This window comes from Halomonas sp. G11 (genome assembly GCF_001663515.1).
In the GTDB taxonomy this organism is placed as follows: domain Bacteria; phylum Pseudomonadota; class Gammaproteobacteria; order Pseudomonadales; family Halomonadaceae; genus Vreelandella.
Window position 1 is genome coordinate 37,120 of sequence record NZ_LYXG01000017.1, and the last position, 16,230, is coordinate 53,349.

The window sequence follows — 16,230 nt, forward strand, 5'->3', positions numbered from 1 at the left end:
CGATTCTGACATTAATCGGCACAAGTCCGAGTTATGCACGTTAACCGATCTATCGATCCACCCGAGCCCGCTGCTCAGCCTGATCCAGAAGCACCGGGCCGCTACCCGATTCGGCCAGTATGTCGTCTGGGTTATAGAGCGGGCACCGGGTCATGCTCAGGCAGCCACAGCCGATGCAGCCCGCCAGGTTATCGCGCAGCTTCTGTAGGTAGGCAATCCGACCATCAAGCATCTGCTGCCAGTTTTTTGAGAGCTGCTGCCAGTCTTCAACCGTCGGTGTGCGGTTATTGGGTAAAGATTCAAAGGCCTGCTTTATCTCTTCCAGGCTGACACCGACTTTCTGCGCGGCTTTGATCACCGAAATCCGCCTTAGCACTTCTGGTTTATAGCGGCGCTGATTGCCCGCATTGCGCCAGCTATGAATTAGCCCCTGCTGCTCGTAAAAGTGCAGGGTACTGACGTTAATCCCGCAACGCTTGGCGACCTTGCCAACACTCCAGACAGTTTCTGCCATGACTATCCCCTAAATTTTTTTGCCATTTTTCCGCAAAAATCGCTTTGCCTCAAGTTAAGTTGAGGTTTTATCCTGCCATCTCACTTAACGCAAGGAGAATCTCATGTACTTGGAACACGTTAATCTGGTGGTTGCTGATATGGATGCCATGCTGAAATTTTACCGCGCCGTCTTCCCGCACTGGCGGATACGCGATGAGGGTCATGGCGAGTGGTATGGCAAGCCACGCAAATGGATCCACTTTGGAGACGATGATCACTACCTGGCGCTAAGCGATCATGGGGAAGGGGAGAACCGTGATCTGAAAGGCCACAGCGTTGGGCTGGCCCATTTTGCCTATGTGACCGATAACCTCGACGCCGTTGTCACTCGATTAAATGAAGCCGGTTATGACGTTGCCAAACCCGGTGCCCCAGAGCCGTTTCGTAAGAATGTCTATTTTGTCGATCCGGCGGGTTTTGAAGTAGAGTTTGTCGAGTATCTGAGTGACATTCCATCCGAGCGGAATTTAAACCGCGATGCTCAGTAGGGAGCCTTTAGATAATACGTCAATACTTGGTAAACACAGAAGCGATAAGGGGCGCTTCTGATGTCGCGCCCCTTCGGCTGAGCTTGAGAAAAAAGCGGCGAACTTTCGGAGGAATATTTGCGGTAAAGGAAATGGATGGTTTTGTATCAATATGGAATACGTAGGTGTTCCAACTGACTGGTTTCCTCTGCCGCTCCAAACTGGCGGCTGAGTCAATAAGCTATGGCTTAGCTCGTTCCAGCCAATAGCCAGGCTTTCGCGAGTGATGAGCAATGGCGATGACAACTGTTTCTGCTGGCAACTCAATCAAGACTAAATCGTACGGGAAGCGTTCCAGAATAAGGCGTTTTGCGCCGGTATCTCCAGCTTTTTCAGGAAGAGGTGGTAGGGGAATAAAGTTTTCTTCAATAACGTCGATAGCGGCGTCAATAGCAGCGAAAAACTCAGCTCCGAGCCCAGGTTGCTCATGTTCATACCATGCTGCAGCCTCAATCGCTTCCTGTGATGCTTCTTCCAGTATCCTTACCGTTCGCACTGTTATTGGCCTAATCTCGCTCGCATCTTGGATCGAAATTCTTCGCGGCTAAGCAGCTTGGCCTTTCCTTTTTTGACCTTGGACACACGGCGAACAATTTCATCGTTCCAGGCTTGCTCGACAGAGTCGTCACGGGGGCCGTCGAGGCTCATTATGAGTTCGCGAGCCAGCGCTGCACGTTCCGACTCGGAGAGAGACGAAATCTGAGAGCGTAGGTGGTCTAAAGTTTCCGCCGTCATGGTGCCTCCACGAGTGCTTATTTAGCTATGCTATCCCGATTCAATGGCCCTAACAAGCCGATCAACAGGACGTCAGCTACAGCTCAAGGGGAACATGCAATGCTCAAACAAGTCGGCGGTGTAGAAATTCAGCCTACGCATAGGGCGACGTGCCACTGCGGCACGGTGGTGCTTGAGCTTGATCTGCCTGACGGCCTTGTCGACCCCAAAAAGTGTAATTGCTCGATGTGCAGGCGCAAAGGCGCGGTGATGGCCTATGTGCCATTGAGTGGTCTACGTGTTATCAGCGGCGCTGAGCAGCTAAGGCTCTATCAGTTCAATTCGGGGGTCGCAAAGCACTATTTCTGTTCCAATTGTGGCATCTACACGCACCATCAAACGCGCTCAAATCCCGATATATACGGATTCAATGTCGGGTGTTTGGAAGGTGTTAACCCGCATGACTTACCTGATCTTCCCGTTAGTGACGGTATCAATCATGAAGCTGATTTGTAGGTTAATTCAGTCGGCAAAAAAGCAGGCGGGTCATTCAACCAATGGGTGTAGCGCTAATTAAGTGGGGCTTACGCTGCCCAAGAGTTTAGTAGAGCTGACACTCATTTATGCCGCATCAATACTTGGTCCACGTAGCTTCCATCCTGGAGGCTTTCAATCGTCATTTCGGCCATTTCAGCTTCCATCTCACCCTTACTCCTTGCCTGCTCAAGATATGCCTCGACCAGTCTTGGTGCGTCTTGAGTATCAGCCAGTATGGCCGCGCCTACCCAATTGGCGGGGATTTTACCATCAGAATTATGTCGCTCGGCGTAACGTTCTTCGACAGATGAGTAGCACGCTTTGCCTCTATCATTACCTTTCACTTCTTCTATCAGAATGCAGCGAAAAAGTGGGAGTGAATCATTGCTCGGCGCAATGTCGTAAGCGCTTTCCACATCGCTTAGGGCGCGTTCGTAGTTCTGTTGGTAGACGGCAATCTGAGCTCTATTGATCAACGCTGCATGGTTGTTGGGGTCTGCATTTAGTGATTGCTCGATCAGTTCCTTCGCTCTGTCCAGTCTTTCGCTATTTTCTTCCGCTATGCCGAAGGTAACTTCTTCGTTGGCTTGCCTTTGGAGATCGATAGACTCGTCATCAATGCTATTGCCCGAGCTTTCCTGGCAAGCTGACATTAAAAGGAAAATTGGCAGAATAAGGAGTAATTTTTTAATCATGTCATTTTGCCACTACTTGGATAGAAATCATCTTGCTAGTGCTTGGCGGCATTGGCGTCACTGAACCTGAGCTTGTCTGGTAAATGAAAGTGCCCTGGAAGTGAAGCGAAAGCGTTGTGTCAGGTTGTGGTTCAGGTAATCGGATGGTGGCGTGGCCTACCGGCGTATACTGGGGGTCGTCTGGCCAAGCATTGATACCACTATTCTCAAGAACTACTGCCTGAATAAGTTGGTTGCCATCCTTGAGTTCAGCACGCATATTAAGCACGGCGGAGCCTGACCCTGGCGATAGTGCAGAAGGAGCCCAGCCCAGCGAAGAAATATGGAGGGCATTTCCTCTAATAACGATATTGTTCCGAAATGAATAGCCGCCATTCATGCCCACGCCCTCCACGAGTAGATAGGCGGGTTGATTCATGGTGACTTCGGCTGTTTCGGCGACAAATTCGTATATAGATTCTTCGTTGATTTCGGTAGGAGAAAGCTCAGATGAGGGGATGCCCTCCTGGTTTGGTGCATCATCAGCGGCTGCGCTTGCTTGATGGGAGGATGTCTGCATGCCTCCTGTGGTGGGTGAGCCAGTTATCGCAGAAGAAGCTGCCACGATATAGCCACCACATGAGGTCGCACTACCATGAATGGCAGCTGGAGAGCCCTCCACCGAATACCAACTGGCACCTGATGAAATGACTGCGCTACAAGAGCTCTTGTCTCCTATCCTGGCAACCGGTATGCCATCGACCATAGTGGCGGATGCGCCGGAAACAATGTTGTGTGGGCTCCCTTTACACTGACAGATGACTCTGTCGCCTACCTTGGCAAGATCCATCGAACGTTCCTTATATATAGTGCATCATGGAAGATTAGCACTCATATGATCGGTCATGCTACTTATCGGGGAGAGCTGAAACTCTATTAATCCGGGTAATAGAAAAGGTAATGCACAGTGATCAACACCAAGATATACAAGGCGGTTTACGAACTGGCGGAAAAGCTGATGAAGGCAGCCGCCAAGGATGACAGAGCAACATTTGATGCGCTGTATGCCGAGTTGCGGGCAATCTGCATCGATAACGAGAACACCGATAAAGACCACCCGGAACAATGGGAAACCCTGGCGGACTTTACCGAAGAGTTGGAAGACGCGCTGGCGGGCTACGAAAAGGCCCTGGAAAAAGCCAACGCCATTGATTCCAATGACCATCGGGCATCCATTGGTTTTTCCATGGCGATGTTGCAAGCTGAGGCAGGCAAGACCGACGCGGCTATTGCCAGTCTACGACAGGCCAAAACCAGTGCGCAGGGCACTGAAGATGATGAACTGAAAGCCGACATCGATGAACTGCTTGAAAAACTAACTACCGGCCAGGAACCCCATTTTGACTAATAACGATATTTTTCGCCGCATCCGCTACACCTTCGATTTAAAAGACAGCACCATCGTGGATATCTTCGCCCTGGCAGAGGTCAGCGTGACTCGGGAGCAGGTCGCTGCATGGCTGAAAAAGGATGAGGATGATGCCTTTGTCACCATGAAGAACAAGGAGCTGGCGGCATTCTTGAACGGGTTTATCAGCTTCAAGCGTGGCAAGCGTGAAGGCCCGCAACCCGAGCCGGAAGCGCAACTGAACAACAACATGGTGTTCCAGAAACTGCGCATTGCCCTGAACATGAAAGCGGATGATGTGCTGGAGGTTTTTGAGTTGGTCGGGCTGCCGTTGAGCCACCACGAACTCAGCGCCTTTTTCCGCAAGCCGAGCCACAAGAATTACCGTGAGTGCAAGGACCAGATGCTGCGCAATTTCCTGCTCGGCATTCAGCGCCAGTTACGGCCAACCCAGGAAGGCTCAGGCTCAAACGCCTAAAGGGTAAGTAGCGTGAAGAGCCAACCCGGACACTGGGCTGTGTGCCACTGCATCAAGGTAGCCGATGTGCTGAGGCGTTCGGGAGGACTAGTGATACAACGCATGATGATTGCCGTTATGGGAGCATTGCTGGCGATGTCGACAAGTGCAAACGCGAACAGCCTTGATTTTGAAGCGCTGGCCTCTGCACAAGCATCACGCCCGCTGCCCCCGCTGCAAACGTATGAAGCACGGGGCGGAACATCGCTCGCCTACCGCCATTATCCAAGTGAAGCCCGTACCGCGCTGGTTCTCGTGCATGGCTCTGGAACCGACAGCAGGTACCTGGCGACGCTCGCCCATGAGTTGGCCGCGTCAGGCGCTGCCAGTGTCTATACGCCGGATGTCCGCGGGCATGGTCCTTCGCCGGTGCGCCGTGGCGATATCGACTACATTGAGCAGCTTGAAGATGACCTGGCGGACCTCATTGCCCATATCAAAGACACCAACACCGATGTCTCAAGGGTGGTCGTTGGCGGTCATTCATCCGGGGGCGGGCTCGCGGTGCGCTTTGCCGGTGGGCAGCATGGTCACCTTGCCTCGGCGTATCTGCTGCTGGCGCCTTACCTTGGGCACGATGCGCCCACTGTGCGGGATAACTCCGGCGGCTGGGCAGAGCCAGGTGTCGCCAGGATTGTGGCGATCTCCATGCTCAACGCGATTGGCATCACGCATTTCAACGGGGCGGATGTATTGCGGTTCAACTTGCCACCTGAATACCGCGATGGCTCAGAGACGCTCGCCTATTCATATCGGCTGATGAGCGGTTTTAGTCCGGCTGATTTTCGTCAGGCGCTGGACTCAGTGCAGGTGCCCGTTCTAGTGGTCACCGGTGCTGAGGACGAGGCGTTGTATGCGGATCAATTTGAACCCGTGCTGCGTCCGCTTGTGCCGCATGCGGACATCACCACGGTGGAAGGCGCATCGCACCTGGGGCTAGTGGTCAGTGAAGAGGGCATCGCGACCGTTCGTCAGTGGCTTCAGGGGTTATAGTGGGCAACAACAAGTGCGGGCACTGCAAACGGATATTGGCTGATCTTTCAAATCCCCTAAAGAAACCTCGCCAGTTTCCGATATCTCTTTATATCGGATGAACGCTATCGAACAACGTTGTTCGACCGTCCCCCATGTATCGAGAGTCAGCCATGCCCAAAATACTCAGTTGCATTATCACGGCCGCACTGCTGTCTTTCAGTGCGCATGCCATGGCCCATACTGCCAATGAGGCAGAGGCCGCTGCGCTTGCCTGGTTGAAAGCGATCGATAACGGTAATTATGAACAAGCCTGGGAGACCTCGTCGCCAATCTTAAAAGCGCCGCTGTCACAGGGTATGTTGGCGCGCACCATTGAGCTTGTGCGCCGGGACTTTGGCGAGGTGGCCTCGCGCAAGCGCATTCGTACCAGCCACCAGACGTCCATGCCGGGTGCGCCGAGCGGCGACTATATCGTCTTTACCTTCCAAACCGGCTTCGAGAACAGCGGACGTCGGCTCGAGACCGTTACCCCCCACCTTGAAAACGGCACCTGGCGGGTGAGCAGCTATTACGTGGAAGCGCCCTGATTTGCCAGCTGCCAGGGCTGCATGCCTGGCGAATCAGCTTGCCCAGGTGTATTTCCCGATAGGGATAAATATGCCAGATTGGCCTGAAATGGCGACAATTTTTCCCGCTAAGGAAGTTTACGCTTCGCCTCATTACCCAACCCACCATAAGTGCTATGTTGAAAGTATATCAATGTGGCAATATTACTTGTTCAGAAAGTATACAGGGCGTAAGTTTTGTATATGATGATTCCGATGGTGGGCGTGCTTATATAATGGCTGCTGACCCAGCAGCCAGGTAATGGTTTCAGGACGCTAGGCGCGGGGAGAGCTGATATGCGAAGCCTTTCTTACAAATCCCCTTGGCTTTGGTTATCGCTGGCAGGTTTGTTGATGCTGGCGCTGTCGTTTGCCTGGCAGGCCACGGCACAGACTTCTTCGCGTAGCGCCCTGGTGATGAGCATTGAAGGGCCCATTGGCCCCGCCACCAAGGATTATCTTGAGCGCGGGCTGCGCAAGGCCCGCGAGCAGAACAGCGAGGTGATTGTCGTTGAGCTGGATACGCCAGGCGGCCTGGTCGACACGACCCGCGACATGATCCGTGAAATGCTGAATACCGATATTCCCGTGGCGATGTATGTCTCCCCCAGCGGCGCTCGAGCGGCCAGTGCGGGCACTTATCTGCTGTATGGCAGCCACGTCGCTGCCATGGCGCCCGCGACCCATCTGGGGTCTGCCACGCCCGTGCAGATGGGCGGTTCCGGCTTTCCCGGCAGCGCTGATGAAGCGGATGACAACGCCGAAGGCCAATCGGAAGGCGAGAGTGAAAGAGAAAGTGAAAGCGCATCTGGAGGCGAGAGCAGCGCCATGGAACGCAAGGTCATGGAAGACGCGGTAAGCTTCATCCGCAGCCTGGCCGAGCGTCACGACCGGAACGCCGATTGGGCCGAAGCGGCGGTGCGCGAGGCGGTCAACCTCACCGCCAATGAGGCACTGGAGCAGAACGTCATCGACGTGATTGCGCAGGATCTGAACGATTTACTTTCACAAATAGACGGTACGACGGTGGTCATGGAAGGTGGTGATCGGACGCTTGAGACAGCCGACCTCGCCATCGAGCGCTTTGATCCAGATTGGCGCACAGAGCTGCTTTCGCTGATTACGAACCCCAATATTGCCTACTTCCTGCTGATCATCGGCTTTTACGGGCTGATCTTCGAGCTTTCGAGCCCTGGCAGCCTGTTCCCTGGCACTATCGGGGTTATCTCGCTGTTGTTGGCGCTCTTTGCCTTTCAGATGCTGCCGATCAATTATGCGGGCCTGGCGCTTATCATCGTGGGATTGGCGCTGATGGTGGGCGAGGCCTTAATGCCCAGCTTTGGTGTATTGGGAGTGGGCGGGATTATTGCCTTTGTGCTGGGGTCGATCATGCTGATGGATGCCGAGTACCTCGCCATTTCGCTGCCACTGATTGGCGGTGTGGCGCTGGTATCCGGCGGGCTGATGCTATGGACGCTGACACGCTTCGCAACGCTGCGCAAACGCCCGGCCCACACAGGGATGGAGCAGCTGATTGGCGCAAGTGCTATTGCCCTGGAAGATTTTGACACGCGCGGCCACGTGCGACTGCACGGCGAGCGCTGGAACGCGGTGACCAATGTGCCGATCAAGCAGGGCGACGAGGTGAAAGTGGAGCGCCTTGAGGGCTTGACGGTCTACGTATCACCCCCGTAAGCGCCTGGCCGCCAGTGCGTTACACATCAATCGCTAGACGAGGTGTCCCATGTTGCTATCTTACTTAGTGCCCGTTGTCCTGGTGGTGTTGCTGATAGCCGCCTCCATTCGCATTCTGCCGGAATATAAACGTGGCGTGGTGTTCTTTCTGGGCCGTTATCAGAAGGTAAAAGGGCCTGGTCTGGTTATCGTGATCCCGGCCATTCAAAAGATGCAGGTGGTCGATCTGCGTGTTATCACCATGGACGTGCCCGAGCAGGATGTGATCTCCCAGGACAACGTCACGGTGAAGGTCAACGCCGTGCTTTACTTTCGCGTGATCGACCCTGAAAAGGCGATTATTCAGGTGGAGAACTTCACCCAGGCGACCAGCCAGCTGGCGCAAACCACGCTGCGTTCGGTATTGGGTAAGCATGACCTGGATGAAATGCTCTCCGAGCGCGACAAGCTCAACGACGACATCCAGGAAATCATTGATGCTCAGACAGACTCCTGGGGCATCAAGGTGGCGAACGTCGAGATCAAGCACGTGGATCTGGACGAGAGCATGATCCGCGCTATAGCCCGCCAGGCCGAGGCAGAGCGCGAGCGGCGTGCCAAGGTCATCCATGCTGAAGGCGAACTGCAGGCCTCGAAGAAACTGGTCGAGGCGGCCAACGTGATGCAGGAAAACTCTGCTGCGCTGCAGCTGCGCTACCTGCAGACCATGAGCGATATGAGCAACAAGAACGCGTCGACGATCGTCTTCCCGCTGCCCATGGACATCATGGAAGCCTTCAAGGACATGAAAGCCAAGCACATGCCGCCCGCATCGGGTTCGCCAAAAGACGACGCTTAAACGCTCCTGATAGGGCTATAACGAAGGGTCAACGTGGCGGTAAATGGCGGTAAGCACGCTATAGCATCCAAACGCCAGCAGGCCAATGGCGACAAACCCAAACAGCCATTGCCCGAAGGCCTGGCGCCGCAAGGTGTTAAACGCTTCCGCCGTGCCGCCAGCTTCGTTGGGGTCGAACTGGTAAGCGGCGATCATGAACAAACTACCCACGATCACAAAGACGAGCCCGCGAACCACCAGGCCGAAGCGGCATATCGGGTAGGCCCAGGTTTGGGTGCGCGTGGGCATGGTAAAGTGCTTGTCAAACTTGGCCTTGTAGCCTTTGACGGCATGGGCGATACCCGCACCGATGATGGCGATGCCGACGGCAGCCACCAACCAGCGGCCAAAGGGTTGCTGCATCAGCCAAGTGGCCATACCTTCCGAGCCACCGCTTGAGCCGCCTGAAGAACCGGACGAAAGAAAGCGGAAGACAAGGCTGGCGGCAAAAAATGCCAGCAAGGTATGGGTAACCGCACTGACAAACAAGCCTGCGCGAATCACCAGCCCTTTGGCGCTGGTGCCGTGGCGGTCGGGGTCCTTGAAGGCCTGTATGCAGCGCCACATGGCGTACCCAAGCAGCCCCATGGCGATAATGCCCAGCATCACCTTGCCGAACGGCGCCCCCAGCACGGCTTCCAGCGCGCCACGGCTGCCTTCCGCCTGGCCGCCCTGATCTATGGCGGTGAGCGCCGCCAATCCCCCCACCAGAACGTAAACCACGCCGCGGGATGCATAGCCCATCCGGGCGAATGCGCTGATGGCATCGCGGTGGTCGGGTGCGGCCGTAGAGCTTGCCATGGTGTCCTCCTGACCAATAAGGCTGTTGCCAATTATCCATAAGCAACTTGAATGAGCGGGGACTATACTGTGTCTGCGCCATGCTATTGTCCAGCTTAGGCGAAGCAAGCCGTGCTGACGAGTTGAGCGGGGCGGGGCTGTCTTTTCCTTTTTCCATTATTTGAATTGTTTGAGTAGCGCATGAGTCCATCGTCTTCTCCGCTTTTCTGGCGCGATCAGCGCATGCCCCATGTAGAGTTGCGTAAGATCAGTGATGCGCGGCAAGTCTGCTATGCGCCTCACAGTCACGTGCACTGGTCGCTGGGTGCCGTTACCGCAGGCAGAAGTACCTTTCGTTACCGCGATACGACCTATCAGATTAGCGCGGGTGACTTGGTGATGATGAACCCGCATTGGGTGCATGCCTGTAACCCCATCGAGAATCAGCCCTGGGCGTACCTGATGCTCTACGTCGATACCGCCTGGCTGAGTAGCTTGCGCTATCAGTTGGGGCTGCTGGATGCGCCTGACTGGCAAGACATTGCCACCGCTGTGCTTACCCAACCTGAGCTTTATGCAGCGTATTGCGATATGGCGTCCTGCCTGCTGGATGAGCGACAAGCGATTGACGATAAGCAAGCAGTACTAACTGACTACCTGTCTAGCTTTATGCAGGCGCTTGCCCACGCGCCTCCTGCGGCATTGCCGGAAGCGTCCAGCACGCTAGAGCAGGTTGCCGTCTATTTACGTAATAATTGTACCGCCGACATTTCGCTTGAAAGCTTATGCCAGCAGTCCGGTTACAGTGCGGGTCATCTAATCCGCGCGTTCAAACAGCATTACGGGCTAACGCCCCATGCCTACTTGATTAATCAACGCATCCAGATGGGGCAAGAGGCACTAAAGCAAGGGCAACCTATTGTCGAGGCGGCGTTGAACGCTGGCTTTAATGACCAACCCCACTTTCAGCGAACCTTTAAGCGGCTGGTGGCAGCAACACCCAACCAGTACCGCTACCCGCTACTCAATCAATAAGTAGATAGCACTGGCGGCCAAACATGCCGCCAACAAGCGGTTAACCGTTAGCAGAATGGAAGGGCGGTGAACATAGCGTTTGAGAAAAGCCCCTGCGTATACCCAACTGGCAAGCGATAGCCAGCAAATAGGCAGGTAGAGCCCCGCGAACAGCCAAAGCTGGTAGGGGGCGTCACCGCTGGTGTAGGCACCAATACCAGCCGCAGACGCCAGCCATGCCTTGGGATTAAGCCACTGCATCATCGCGCCCGACATAAACCCTGGCGCTTTCTCGGCGCCTTGCTCGTGCAGGCGTCCATCGTGCTGGAAAAGTTGATAGCTGAGATAAAGCAAAAACAGGATGCCCGCCCAGCGTAAAATATCTTCCAGTAGCGGCACCACTTGCAGCAGCGAATAAAGGCCTGCGCCAATCCCCAAAAACAGGGCGATGAAACCTAGTGTGGCGCCCGTTACAAAGACAAGGCCCTGGCTAATGGGGTAGTGGGTGCCGCTGCTCAAGCAAACGATATTGACTGGCCCTGGCGAAATGGACGCGGCAAGGGCAAATGCGGACATGGGTAGAAGCAGGGGCAGTAGTGAAGCGTTCATTGTCATCCTCCTTGGTCGTGCAAGGAGTGTGCAGTGGCGTGTGGCAAGTAGATTGCACAAAATTGATCTGCGAATAGCTTTTTAGCTAATGTTAAGTATCTTTAAAGCTGGCAAGGGCGCTTTGAATTTATCGAAAGGAGGCAAAGGGGTATGAAAACCATCGGCTTGCTCGGAGGCATGAGCTGGGAATCCACGCAGACCTATTACCGTATGCTCAATCAAGGTGTCGCGGAGAAACTGGGGGGCTTTCACTCGGCGAAAATAGTGCTCTATAGCGTGGATTTTGCCGAGATCGAAACGCTTCAGCGCCAGGGCGACTGGGAGGCGATGGCGGACATCCTGGCGAATGCGGCCTGCTCGCTGGCGGCAGCGGGGGCGGATTTTCTGGTGATCGGCACGAATACCATGCATAAAGTAGCTGCCGAGGTGGAGGCCGCATCAGGCCTGCCGCTTTTGCATATTGCCGAGGCGACTGCCGATATTCTGGCCCAGCAGGGGATAGACCGCGTTGGCCTGCTAGGTACCCAGTTCACCATGGAGCAACCCTTCTATCGGCAGCGACTGGAGGCGCGGGGGATTGAGGTCATCGTGCCTGAGCCCGAGCAGCGTGAGGTCATTCATCGCGTGATCTATCAGGAGCTATGCCGGGGGACGATCAACCCCGCCTCGAAAGAGGCTTATCTGGACGTGGTGGCGACGCTTTCAGCGCGGGGCGCGCAAGGCGTGATTCTAGGCTGCACCGAGATTGGTTTGCTGATTAACCAGAGCGATACGCCGGTCGCGCTTTTTGACACTACCGAGATCCACGCCCAGCGTGCGGTGGCCTGGGCGTTGGGTGATGGCGTGGCCGCCTGAACGCTTGCCATTAATGGCCAAACACCGACCAGCCAGTTTTCTGGACAAACATTTCGAGCGCCTGGGTGCCTAGCAGGCTATTGCCGTAGGCATCGAGCCCCGGTGACCAGACGGCGATCGCCCCGTGGCCCGGCGCGATCGCCAGTATGCCGCCGCCCACGCCGCTTTTAGCCGGTAAGCCGACACGAAAGGCAAATTCGCCGGAGGCGTCGTAGTGGCCGCACATCATCATCAACGAGTTGATTCGTCGGGCCCGCTGGGAAGCCACCACCCGAATGCCGCTGGGCTTGTTGATACCATCGGACGCCAGAAATAGCCCCGCATGAGCGAGCTGTTCACAGCTCATGGCAATGGCGCACTGGTGAAAGTAGGTGCCCAGCACCTTATCGACATCGTGACGTAGATGCCCGAAGGCTTTCATGAAATGCGCCAGTGAGGCGTTGCGGTCACGGTGGGCCATCTCTGAGGCAGCCACCGCATGGTCGAAGTAGATGCTGTCGTCGTCGGCGATATAGCGCACAAAGCTGAGAATCTCGCCCAGGGTCTCTTTGGGTTCGTGGCCCATCATGATCGCATCGACTACCGCAATGGCCCCGGCATTGATGAACGGATTACGCGGCTTGCCGCTTTCATGCTCCAGCTGAACGATGGAGTTGAACGGATCGCCCGAGGGCTCGCGGCCCACTTTCGACCACAGCGAATCACCCACTTGCCCAAGCGCTATGGTCAGCGTGAATACCTTGGAGATACTCTGGATGGAGAAGGGCGTGGTCGCGCAGCCCGCCGAGTACACCTTGCCATCCACGGTGGCCAGGGAAATGGCAAACTGTTTTGGGTCAACGTGGCCGAGCTCGGGGATATAGTCCGCTACTTTGCCACGTTCGTCTGTGCTCGCCATGGTGGCGGCAATGTCGTCGATCAAGGCTTGCATGGGCGTATCGTGACCGTCAGTTGAGGCGGGCAATAACCCTAGCGAAAAATCCGGGCACTGTCTGCTATTGCAGTCAGCAAGATTCGGGTCGGCAACTCGCCTGTGAGCGCATAGGCTGTGAAGGTAACGGTTAATACGACGATGTGAGAGACGACAATGAACGACTATGAGCGTATCGAGAAAGCCATGGATTACATGGTGGCCCATGCGGCCGCGCAGCCCAAGCTGGAAGCGGTGGCCGCTCACGTTCATTTGAGTGCCTTTCACTTTCAGCGTTTGTTCTGCCGTTATGTCGGGATCAGCCCCAAGCGTTTTTTGCAGGCGCTGACCCTGGAGCGTGGCAAGCAGTTGATGGCATCCTCTAGCTCACTGCTGGATATCGCCCATACGCTGGGGCTTAGCGGTGGTTCGCGGCTTTATGATCACTTTGTGCAGCTGGACGCGGTCACACCGGGAGAGCACAAGCGCCAGGGGCAGGGCGTCGAGATTGCTTACGGCGTTCATGCCACGCTGCTGGGCAGCTTGTTCGTGGCGGTCACGCCTCGGGGTATCTGCCGCATGGGGTTTGTCGATGCCACCAGTGCCGACGAGTTACTGGCACGGCTTGGCAAAGAGTGGCCACTTTCCACGCTTCATCACGATCCTGACGCCACGCGTTTTGCGGTGGAAGCGCTTTTCAACAGGTCAGGCGATGCCTCTGCCACTTTGTCGCTGCATGTGACCGGCACCAACTTCCAAATCGCCGTATGGCGGGCGCTGCTGACCATTCCAGAAGGCCAGCTGGCCAGCTATTCGCACATTGCCCAGGCACTGGGCACGCCCAAGTCCTCGCGCGCGGTGGGCAATGCGGTAGGTGCCAACCCCATCGCGCTATGGATTCCCTGTCACCGGGTAATCCAACAAAGTGGCGCGCTAGGCGGCTACCGCTGGGGCCCCACGAAAAAGCAGATGGTGCAAGCCTGGGAGTTGGCAACGGTCAACAACGAATCGCTTTCTCCCATGGCCACGTCTTAATCAATTAACCCACTGGCATCATAAAACGGGAAAGGGCCTGGGTAGTGCTCGATAAACCCTTGGTGCGTCACCATGCCGTTAGTTGCCGACCACTGGTGCAGCAGGTAACCGGGAGGCTCAAGCTGGAAGTGGGCGGGGCCGTCTGGAGAGAGATCCAAACTCACCTGGTGGGAGACCCCGGGGCAGCTCATCGCCAGGGTGTTAGCAAAGTGGGCTTGAATGCTCCGGTGCAGATGCCCGCAGAGCAGGCGCTCGACCTGGGCATGTTTGGCGATGACGTCGGCGAGCGCCGACGGTCGCTTCAGCGGCTGGCGATCCATATGGTCGATGCCACTCACGAACGGGTGGTGATGCACCATGACCAGCGTCGGTTTACCGGGCTGCTCCGCCAGCGTTGTATCCAGCCACTGCAGGCTCTCATCGCTTAGCTCCCCGTGGGGGTTGCCCGGTACCGATGAGTCGAGCCCTACAATGCGTACCGGATAGTCATCCACGACCCAGTGTAAATAGTCGCGGTGCTGAAACAGATAACGGTGCTCGGGAAAGGCGGCGCGTAGATGCTCGCGGTCATCATGATTGCCAGGGATCAAGTACACGGGCAGCATTAACTCAGCCAGAATCTGCTTAAAGGTGGCGTACTCGCTAGGGTGGCCAAAATCAACCAGGTCGCCGCTAATTAGCACCAGGTCGGGCCGCGGCGCTAGCTGATTTAGCGTGCTGATTGCTTGCCGCAGCGCATTGGCGGTATCTACCTGGCGGTAAGAGAGTTTCCCGCCCGCCTTGATATGCGGATCGCTAATCTGGGCGATAAGGCATGGCTGGGTATGAGGGTCTTTCTGAATGTCAGTCATTGGTCGCCTCCTTGGCATCAACCGGGGCAGTGGGCTTATCCGGGTGAAAAACCACATGGGAGGGGAGTGCCAGGCCAATCGCGCTACCGTTTGGCCACTGCTGGCGGGAAGGTGCCTCAATCTGGAGTGGTGAGGCATTGCCGGTATCGACCATCAGGCGCTGGCTCTGACCCAGGAAAATGCTTTGCACTACCGTGCCTTTTATATCGGCGTGGTCAAGGGGCACTACCTGAATATCTTCTGGTCGGCAGTAGACAGTGGATACTCCCTGCAAATGTGAGGCTCGGAGTTCACCGCCATGGACGGCCAATCCCCCATCGGCACGTGTGCTGATCACGTCCAGGCAGTTAACTGCACCAATAAAATCGGCCACAAAGGCATTGGCTGGCTGGTGGTAAATCTCTTGGGGCGTGCCTAATTGGGCAATGCGTCCGGCTTGCATTACCGCGATGCGGTCACCCAGAGCCATTGCCTCATTCTGGTCGTGGGTGACGTAGACTGCCGTGGTGCCCAATTCACGCAGCAGCTGGCCAATTTCGATGCGCAGGCGGTCGCGCAGTTTGGCATCAAGGGCTGCCAATGGCTCGTCAAACAGCAGTACCTTGGGGCGCACGGCAATCGCACGGGCGAGGGCGACGCGCTGTTTTTGCCCGCCGGAGAGGGCGTCGATACGCCGATCACCAAAGCCTTGCAAGTCGACCATGCGCATCACTTCGTCAAGCCTTTGGGCAATCTCTGCCCGTGGCAAACGCTGTATTTTTAGCCCGTAGGCAATGTTGTCGGCAACGCTCATATTGGGAAACAGCGCATAGTTTTGAAACACCATTCCTACATCGCGCTTCTCAATCGGCAGGGCAGTGACATCGCGCTCGCCAAACAGTACTTGCCCACCTTTGTCGGGGCTTTCCAGGCCGCTGATAATACGCAAGGTGGTGGTTTTGCCGCAGCCGGAAGGGCCCAGCAGTACCAGGGTTTCGCCCGCGTTAACCTGTAAATCAAGCGGCTGTAGCGCTGTGTTGCCGCCAGCGAAGGTGCGGCTGCATTGGTGTAGCGTAATGCTGACAGATGAACTCATAACGGATTCTCAAATAA

The 16,230-nt window shown here is 55.8% G+C and carries 21 protein-coding genes; 11 read left to right on the forward strand and 10 right to left on the reverse strand.

Translation table 11 applies throughout. The features are described from left to right. Positions 1-49: 49 nt before the first annotated feature. Positions 50-514, reverse strand: a complete 465-nt coding sequence (gene soxR, locus ADS46_RS09065) for a redox-sensitive transcriptional activator SoxR (protein WP_066319114.1) — start codon at positions 512-514, stop codon at positions 50-52. 103 nt (positions 515-617) lie between these two features. Between soxR and ADS46_RS09070 the strand changes: the two genes are divergently transcribed. Next, positions 618-1,043, forward strand: coding sequence for a VOC family protein (locus tag ADS46_RS09070; RefSeq protein ID WP_066319117.1), 426 nt, complete (start codon positions 618-620; stop codon positions 1,041-1,043). A gap of 220 nt (positions 1,044-1,263) precedes the next feature. Here the strand turns inward: ADS46_RS09070 and ADS46_RS18515 are convergent, their stop codons facing one another. Both ADS46_RS18515 and ADS46_RS09075 read right to left on the reverse strand, forming a co-directional pair. Next, positions 1,264-1,578, reverse strand: a complete 315-nt coding sequence (locus ADS46_RS18515; protein ID WP_082926037.1) for a hypothetical protein — start codon at positions 1,576-1,578, stop codon at positions 1,264-1,266. A 2-nt stretch (positions 1,579-1,580) separates the two neighbouring features. After that, positions 1,581-1,817 (reverse strand): addiction module protein, encoded by a 237-nt coding sequence (locus tag ADS46_RS09075; RefSeq protein WP_066319120.1) that lies wholly within the window; start codon positions 1,815-1,817, stop codon positions 1,581-1,583. A 99-nt stretch (positions 1,818-1,916) separates the two neighbouring features. On the opposite strand from ADS46_RS09075, the gene ADS46_RS09080 reads away from it, so the two are divergent. Beyond that, positions 1,917-2,312, forward strand: coding sequence for a GFA family protein (locus ADS46_RS09080; RefSeq protein WP_066319122.1), 396 nt, complete (start codon positions 1,917-1,919; stop codon positions 2,310-2,312). Between the two features lie 101 nt (positions 2,313-2,413). On the opposite strand, the gene ADS46_RS09085 is transcribed toward ADS46_RS09080, so the two are convergent. Next, positions 2,414-3,028 carry a hypothetical protein gene (locus ADS46_RS09085; RefSeq protein WP_066319127.1) on the reverse strand — a complete coding sequence of 205 codons (615 nt, stop codon included), beginning with the start codon at positions 3,026-3,028 and terminating at the stop codon, positions 2,414-2,416. Position 3,029: 1 nt separating this feature from the next. Further along, a complete protein-coding gene (locus ADS46_RS09090) occupies positions 3,030-3,857 on the reverse strand; it encodes a PAAR domain-containing protein (protein ID WP_082926038.1) in 828 nt (275 codons plus the stop codon). 117 nt (positions 3,858-3,974) lie between these two features. On the opposite strand from ADS46_RS09090, the gene ADS46_RS09095 reads away from it, so the two are divergent. The 6 genes from ADS46_RS09095 (at position 3,975) to ADS46_RS09120 (ending at position 9,045) form a co-directional block, all read left to right on the forward strand. Next, positions 3,975-4,415: a Replicative DNA helicase gene (locus tag ADS46_RS09095; protein WP_066319137.1), complete on the forward strand. Its 441-nt coding sequence runs from the start codon at positions 3,975-3,977 to the stop codon at positions 4,413-4,415. Next, entirely contained in the window at positions 4,408-4,893 is a 486-nt protein-coding gene (locus tag ADS46_RS09100) for a DUF1456 family protein (RefSeq protein WP_066319141.1), read from the forward strand. Before ADS46_RS09095 ends, ADS46_RS09100 begins: the two co-directional genes overlap by 8 nt. A gap of 102 nt (positions 4,894-4,995) precedes the next feature. After that, entirely contained in the window at positions 4,996-5,925 is a 930-nt protein-coding gene (locus ADS46_RS09105) for an alpha/beta hydrolase (RefSeq protein ID WP_082926039.1), read from the forward strand. 152 nt (positions 5,926-6,077) lie between these two features. After that, on the forward strand, positions 6,078-6,494 hold the full coding sequence (locus ADS46_RS09110; RefSeq protein ID WP_066319143.1) for a DUF4019 domain-containing protein: 417 nt from the start codon (positions 6,078-6,080) through the stop codon (positions 6,492-6,494). A gap of 315 nt (positions 6,495-6,809) precedes the next feature. Beyond that, a complete protein-coding gene (locus ADS46_RS09115) occupies positions 6,810-8,207 on the forward strand; it encodes an NfeD family protein (RefSeq protein ID WP_066319146.1) in 1,398 nt (465 codons plus the stop codon). Positions 8,208-8,256: 49 nt separating this feature from the next. Next, positions 8,257-9,045: a slipin family protein gene (locus ADS46_RS09120; RefSeq protein WP_066319148.1), complete on the forward strand. Its 789-nt coding sequence runs from the start codon at positions 8,257-8,259 to the stop codon at positions 9,043-9,045. Positions 9,046-9,060: 15 nt separating this feature from the next. On the opposite strand, the gene ADS46_RS09125 is transcribed toward ADS46_RS09120, so the two are convergent. Next, the gene (locus ADS46_RS09125) at positions 9,061-9,885 is read right to left on the reverse strand and encodes a DUF1206 domain-containing protein (RefSeq protein WP_066319150.1); all 825 of its coding nucleotides are present in this window, start codon (positions 9,883-9,885) and stop codon (positions 9,061-9,063) included. Positions 9,886-10,065: 180 nt separating this feature from the next. On the opposite strand from ADS46_RS09125, the gene ADS46_RS09130 reads away from it, so the two are divergent. Beyond that, on the forward strand, positions 10,066-10,899 hold the full coding sequence (locus ADS46_RS09130; protein WP_066319152.1) for an AraC family transcriptional regulator: 834 nt from the start codon (positions 10,066-10,068) through the stop codon (positions 10,897-10,899). On the opposite strand, the gene ADS46_RS09135 is transcribed toward ADS46_RS09130, so the two are convergent. Continuing rightward, positions 10,885-11,493: a LysE family translocator gene (locus ADS46_RS09135; protein WP_420706118.1), complete on the reverse strand. Its 609-nt coding sequence runs from the start codon at positions 11,491-11,493 to the stop codon at positions 10,885-10,887. The genes ADS46_RS09130 and ADS46_RS09135 overlap by 15 nt on opposite strands. Positions 11,494-11,637: 144 nt before the next feature. Here ADS46_RS09135 and ADS46_RS09140 point away from each other — a divergent pair, with 144 nt between their 5' ends. Further along, positions 11,638-12,342 carry an aspartate/glutamate racemase family protein gene (locus ADS46_RS09140; protein WP_066319158.1) on the forward strand — a complete coding sequence of 235 codons (705 nt, stop codon included), beginning with the start codon at positions 11,638-11,640 and terminating at the stop codon, positions 12,340-12,342. Between the two features lie 10 nt (positions 12,343-12,352). Here ADS46_RS09140 and ADS46_RS09145 read toward each other — a convergent pair whose 3' ends face one another. Beyond that, complete coding sequence (locus ADS46_RS09145; protein ID WP_066319161.1) at positions 12,353-13,273, reverse strand: glutaminase; 921 nt, start codon at positions 13,271-13,273, stop codon at positions 12,353-12,355. 156 nt (positions 13,274-13,429) lie between these two features. On the opposite strand from ADS46_RS09145, the gene ADS46_RS09150 reads away from it, so the two are divergent. Next, the gene (locus ADS46_RS09150) at positions 13,430-14,287 is read left to right on the forward strand and encodes a bifunctional transcriptional activator/DNA repair enzyme AdaA (protein WP_066319163.1); all 858 of its coding nucleotides are present in this window, start codon (positions 13,430-13,432) and stop codon (positions 14,285-14,287) included. Here the strand turns inward: ADS46_RS09150 and ADS46_RS09155 are convergent. Both ADS46_RS09155 and ADS46_RS09160 read right to left on the reverse strand, forming a co-directional pair. Further along, entirely contained in the window at positions 14,284-15,138 is an 855-nt protein-coding gene (locus tag ADS46_RS09155; RefSeq protein WP_066319165.1) for a phosphodiesterase, read from the reverse strand. The genes ADS46_RS09150 and ADS46_RS09155 overlap by 4 nt on opposite strands. Continuing rightward, entirely contained in the window at positions 15,131-16,213 is a 1,083-nt protein-coding gene (locus ADS46_RS09160; protein WP_066319168.1) for an ABC transporter ATP-binding protein, read from the reverse strand. The genes ADS46_RS09155 and ADS46_RS09160 overlap by 8 nt, the downstream gene beginning before the upstream one ends. Positions 16,214-16,230 lie beyond the last annotated feature (17 nt).

What these genes read in the sequence shown, in the direction of transcription:
- soxR (WP_066319114.1), bottom strand. Translation starts at nt 514, where the DNA reads ATGGCAGAAACTGTCTGGAGTGTTGGCAAGGTCGCCAAGCGTTGCGGG.
- ADS46_RS09070 (WP_066319117.1), top strand. Translation starts at nt 618, where the DNA reads ATGTACTTGGAACACGTTAATCTGGTGGTTGCTGATATGGATGCCATG.
- ADS46_RS09075 (WP_066319120.1), bottom strand. Translation starts at nt 1,817, where the DNA reads ATGACGGCGGAAACTTTAGACCACCTACGCTCTCAGATTTCGTCTCTC.
- ADS46_RS09080 (WP_066319122.1), top strand. Translation starts at nt 1,917, where the DNA reads ATGCTCAAACAAGTCGGCGGTGTAGAAATTCAGCCTACGCATAGGGCG.
- ADS46_RS09085 (WP_066319127.1), bottom strand. Translation starts at nt 3,028, where the DNA reads ATGATTAAAAAATTACTCCTTATTCTGCCAATTTTCCTTTTAATGTCA.
- ADS46_RS09090 (WP_082926038.1), bottom strand. Translation starts at nt 3,857, where the DNA reads ATGGATCTTGCCAAGGTAGGCGACAGAGTCATCTGTCAGTGTAAAGGG.
- ADS46_RS09105 (WP_082926039.1), top strand. Translation starts at nt 4,996, where the DNA reads ATGATGATTGCCGTTATGGGAGCATTGCTGGCGATGTCGACAAGTGCA.
- ADS46_RS09110 (WP_066319143.1), top strand. Translation starts at nt 6,078, where the DNA reads ATGCCCAAAATACTCAGTTGCATTATCACGGCCGCACTGCTGTCTTTC.
- ADS46_RS09115 (WP_066319146.1), top strand. Translation starts at nt 6,810, where the DNA reads ATGCGAAGCCTTTCTTACAAATCCCCTTGGCTTTGGTTATCGCTGGCA.
- ADS46_RS09120 (WP_066319148.1), top strand. Translation starts at nt 8,257, where the DNA reads ATGTTGCTATCTTACTTAGTGCCCGTTGTCCTGGTGGTGTTGCTGATA.
- ADS46_RS09125 (WP_066319150.1), bottom strand. Translation starts at nt 9,885, where the DNA reads ATGGCAAGCTCTACGGCCGCACCCGACCACCGCGATGCCATCAGCGCA.
- ADS46_RS09130 (WP_066319152.1), top strand. Translation starts at nt 10,066, where the DNA reads ATGAGTCCATCGTCTTCTCCGCTTTTCTGGCGCGATCAGCGCATGCCC.
- ADS46_RS09135 (WP_420706118.1), bottom strand. Translation starts at nt 11,493, where the DNA reads ATGACAATGAACGCTTCACTACTGCCCCTGCTTCTACCCATGTCCGCA.
- ADS46_RS09140 (WP_066319158.1), top strand. Translation starts at nt 11,638, where the DNA reads ATGAAAACCATCGGCTTGCTCGGAGGCATGAGCTGGGAATCCACGCAG.
- ADS46_RS09145 (WP_066319161.1), bottom strand. Translation starts at nt 13,273, where the DNA reads ATGCAAGCCTTGATCGACGACATTGCCGCCACCATGGCGAGCACAGAC.
- ADS46_RS09150 (WP_066319163.1), top strand. Translation starts at nt 13,430, where the DNA reads ATGAACGACTATGAGCGTATCGAGAAAGCCATGGATTACATGGTGGCC.
- ADS46_RS09155 (WP_066319165.1), bottom strand. Translation starts at nt 15,138, where the DNA reads ATGACTGACATTCAGAAAGACCCTCATACCCAGCCATGCCTTATCGCC.
- ADS46_RS09160 (WP_066319168.1), bottom strand. Translation starts at nt 16,213, where the DNA reads ATGAGTTCATCTGTCAGCATTACGCTACACCAATGCAGCCGCACCTTC.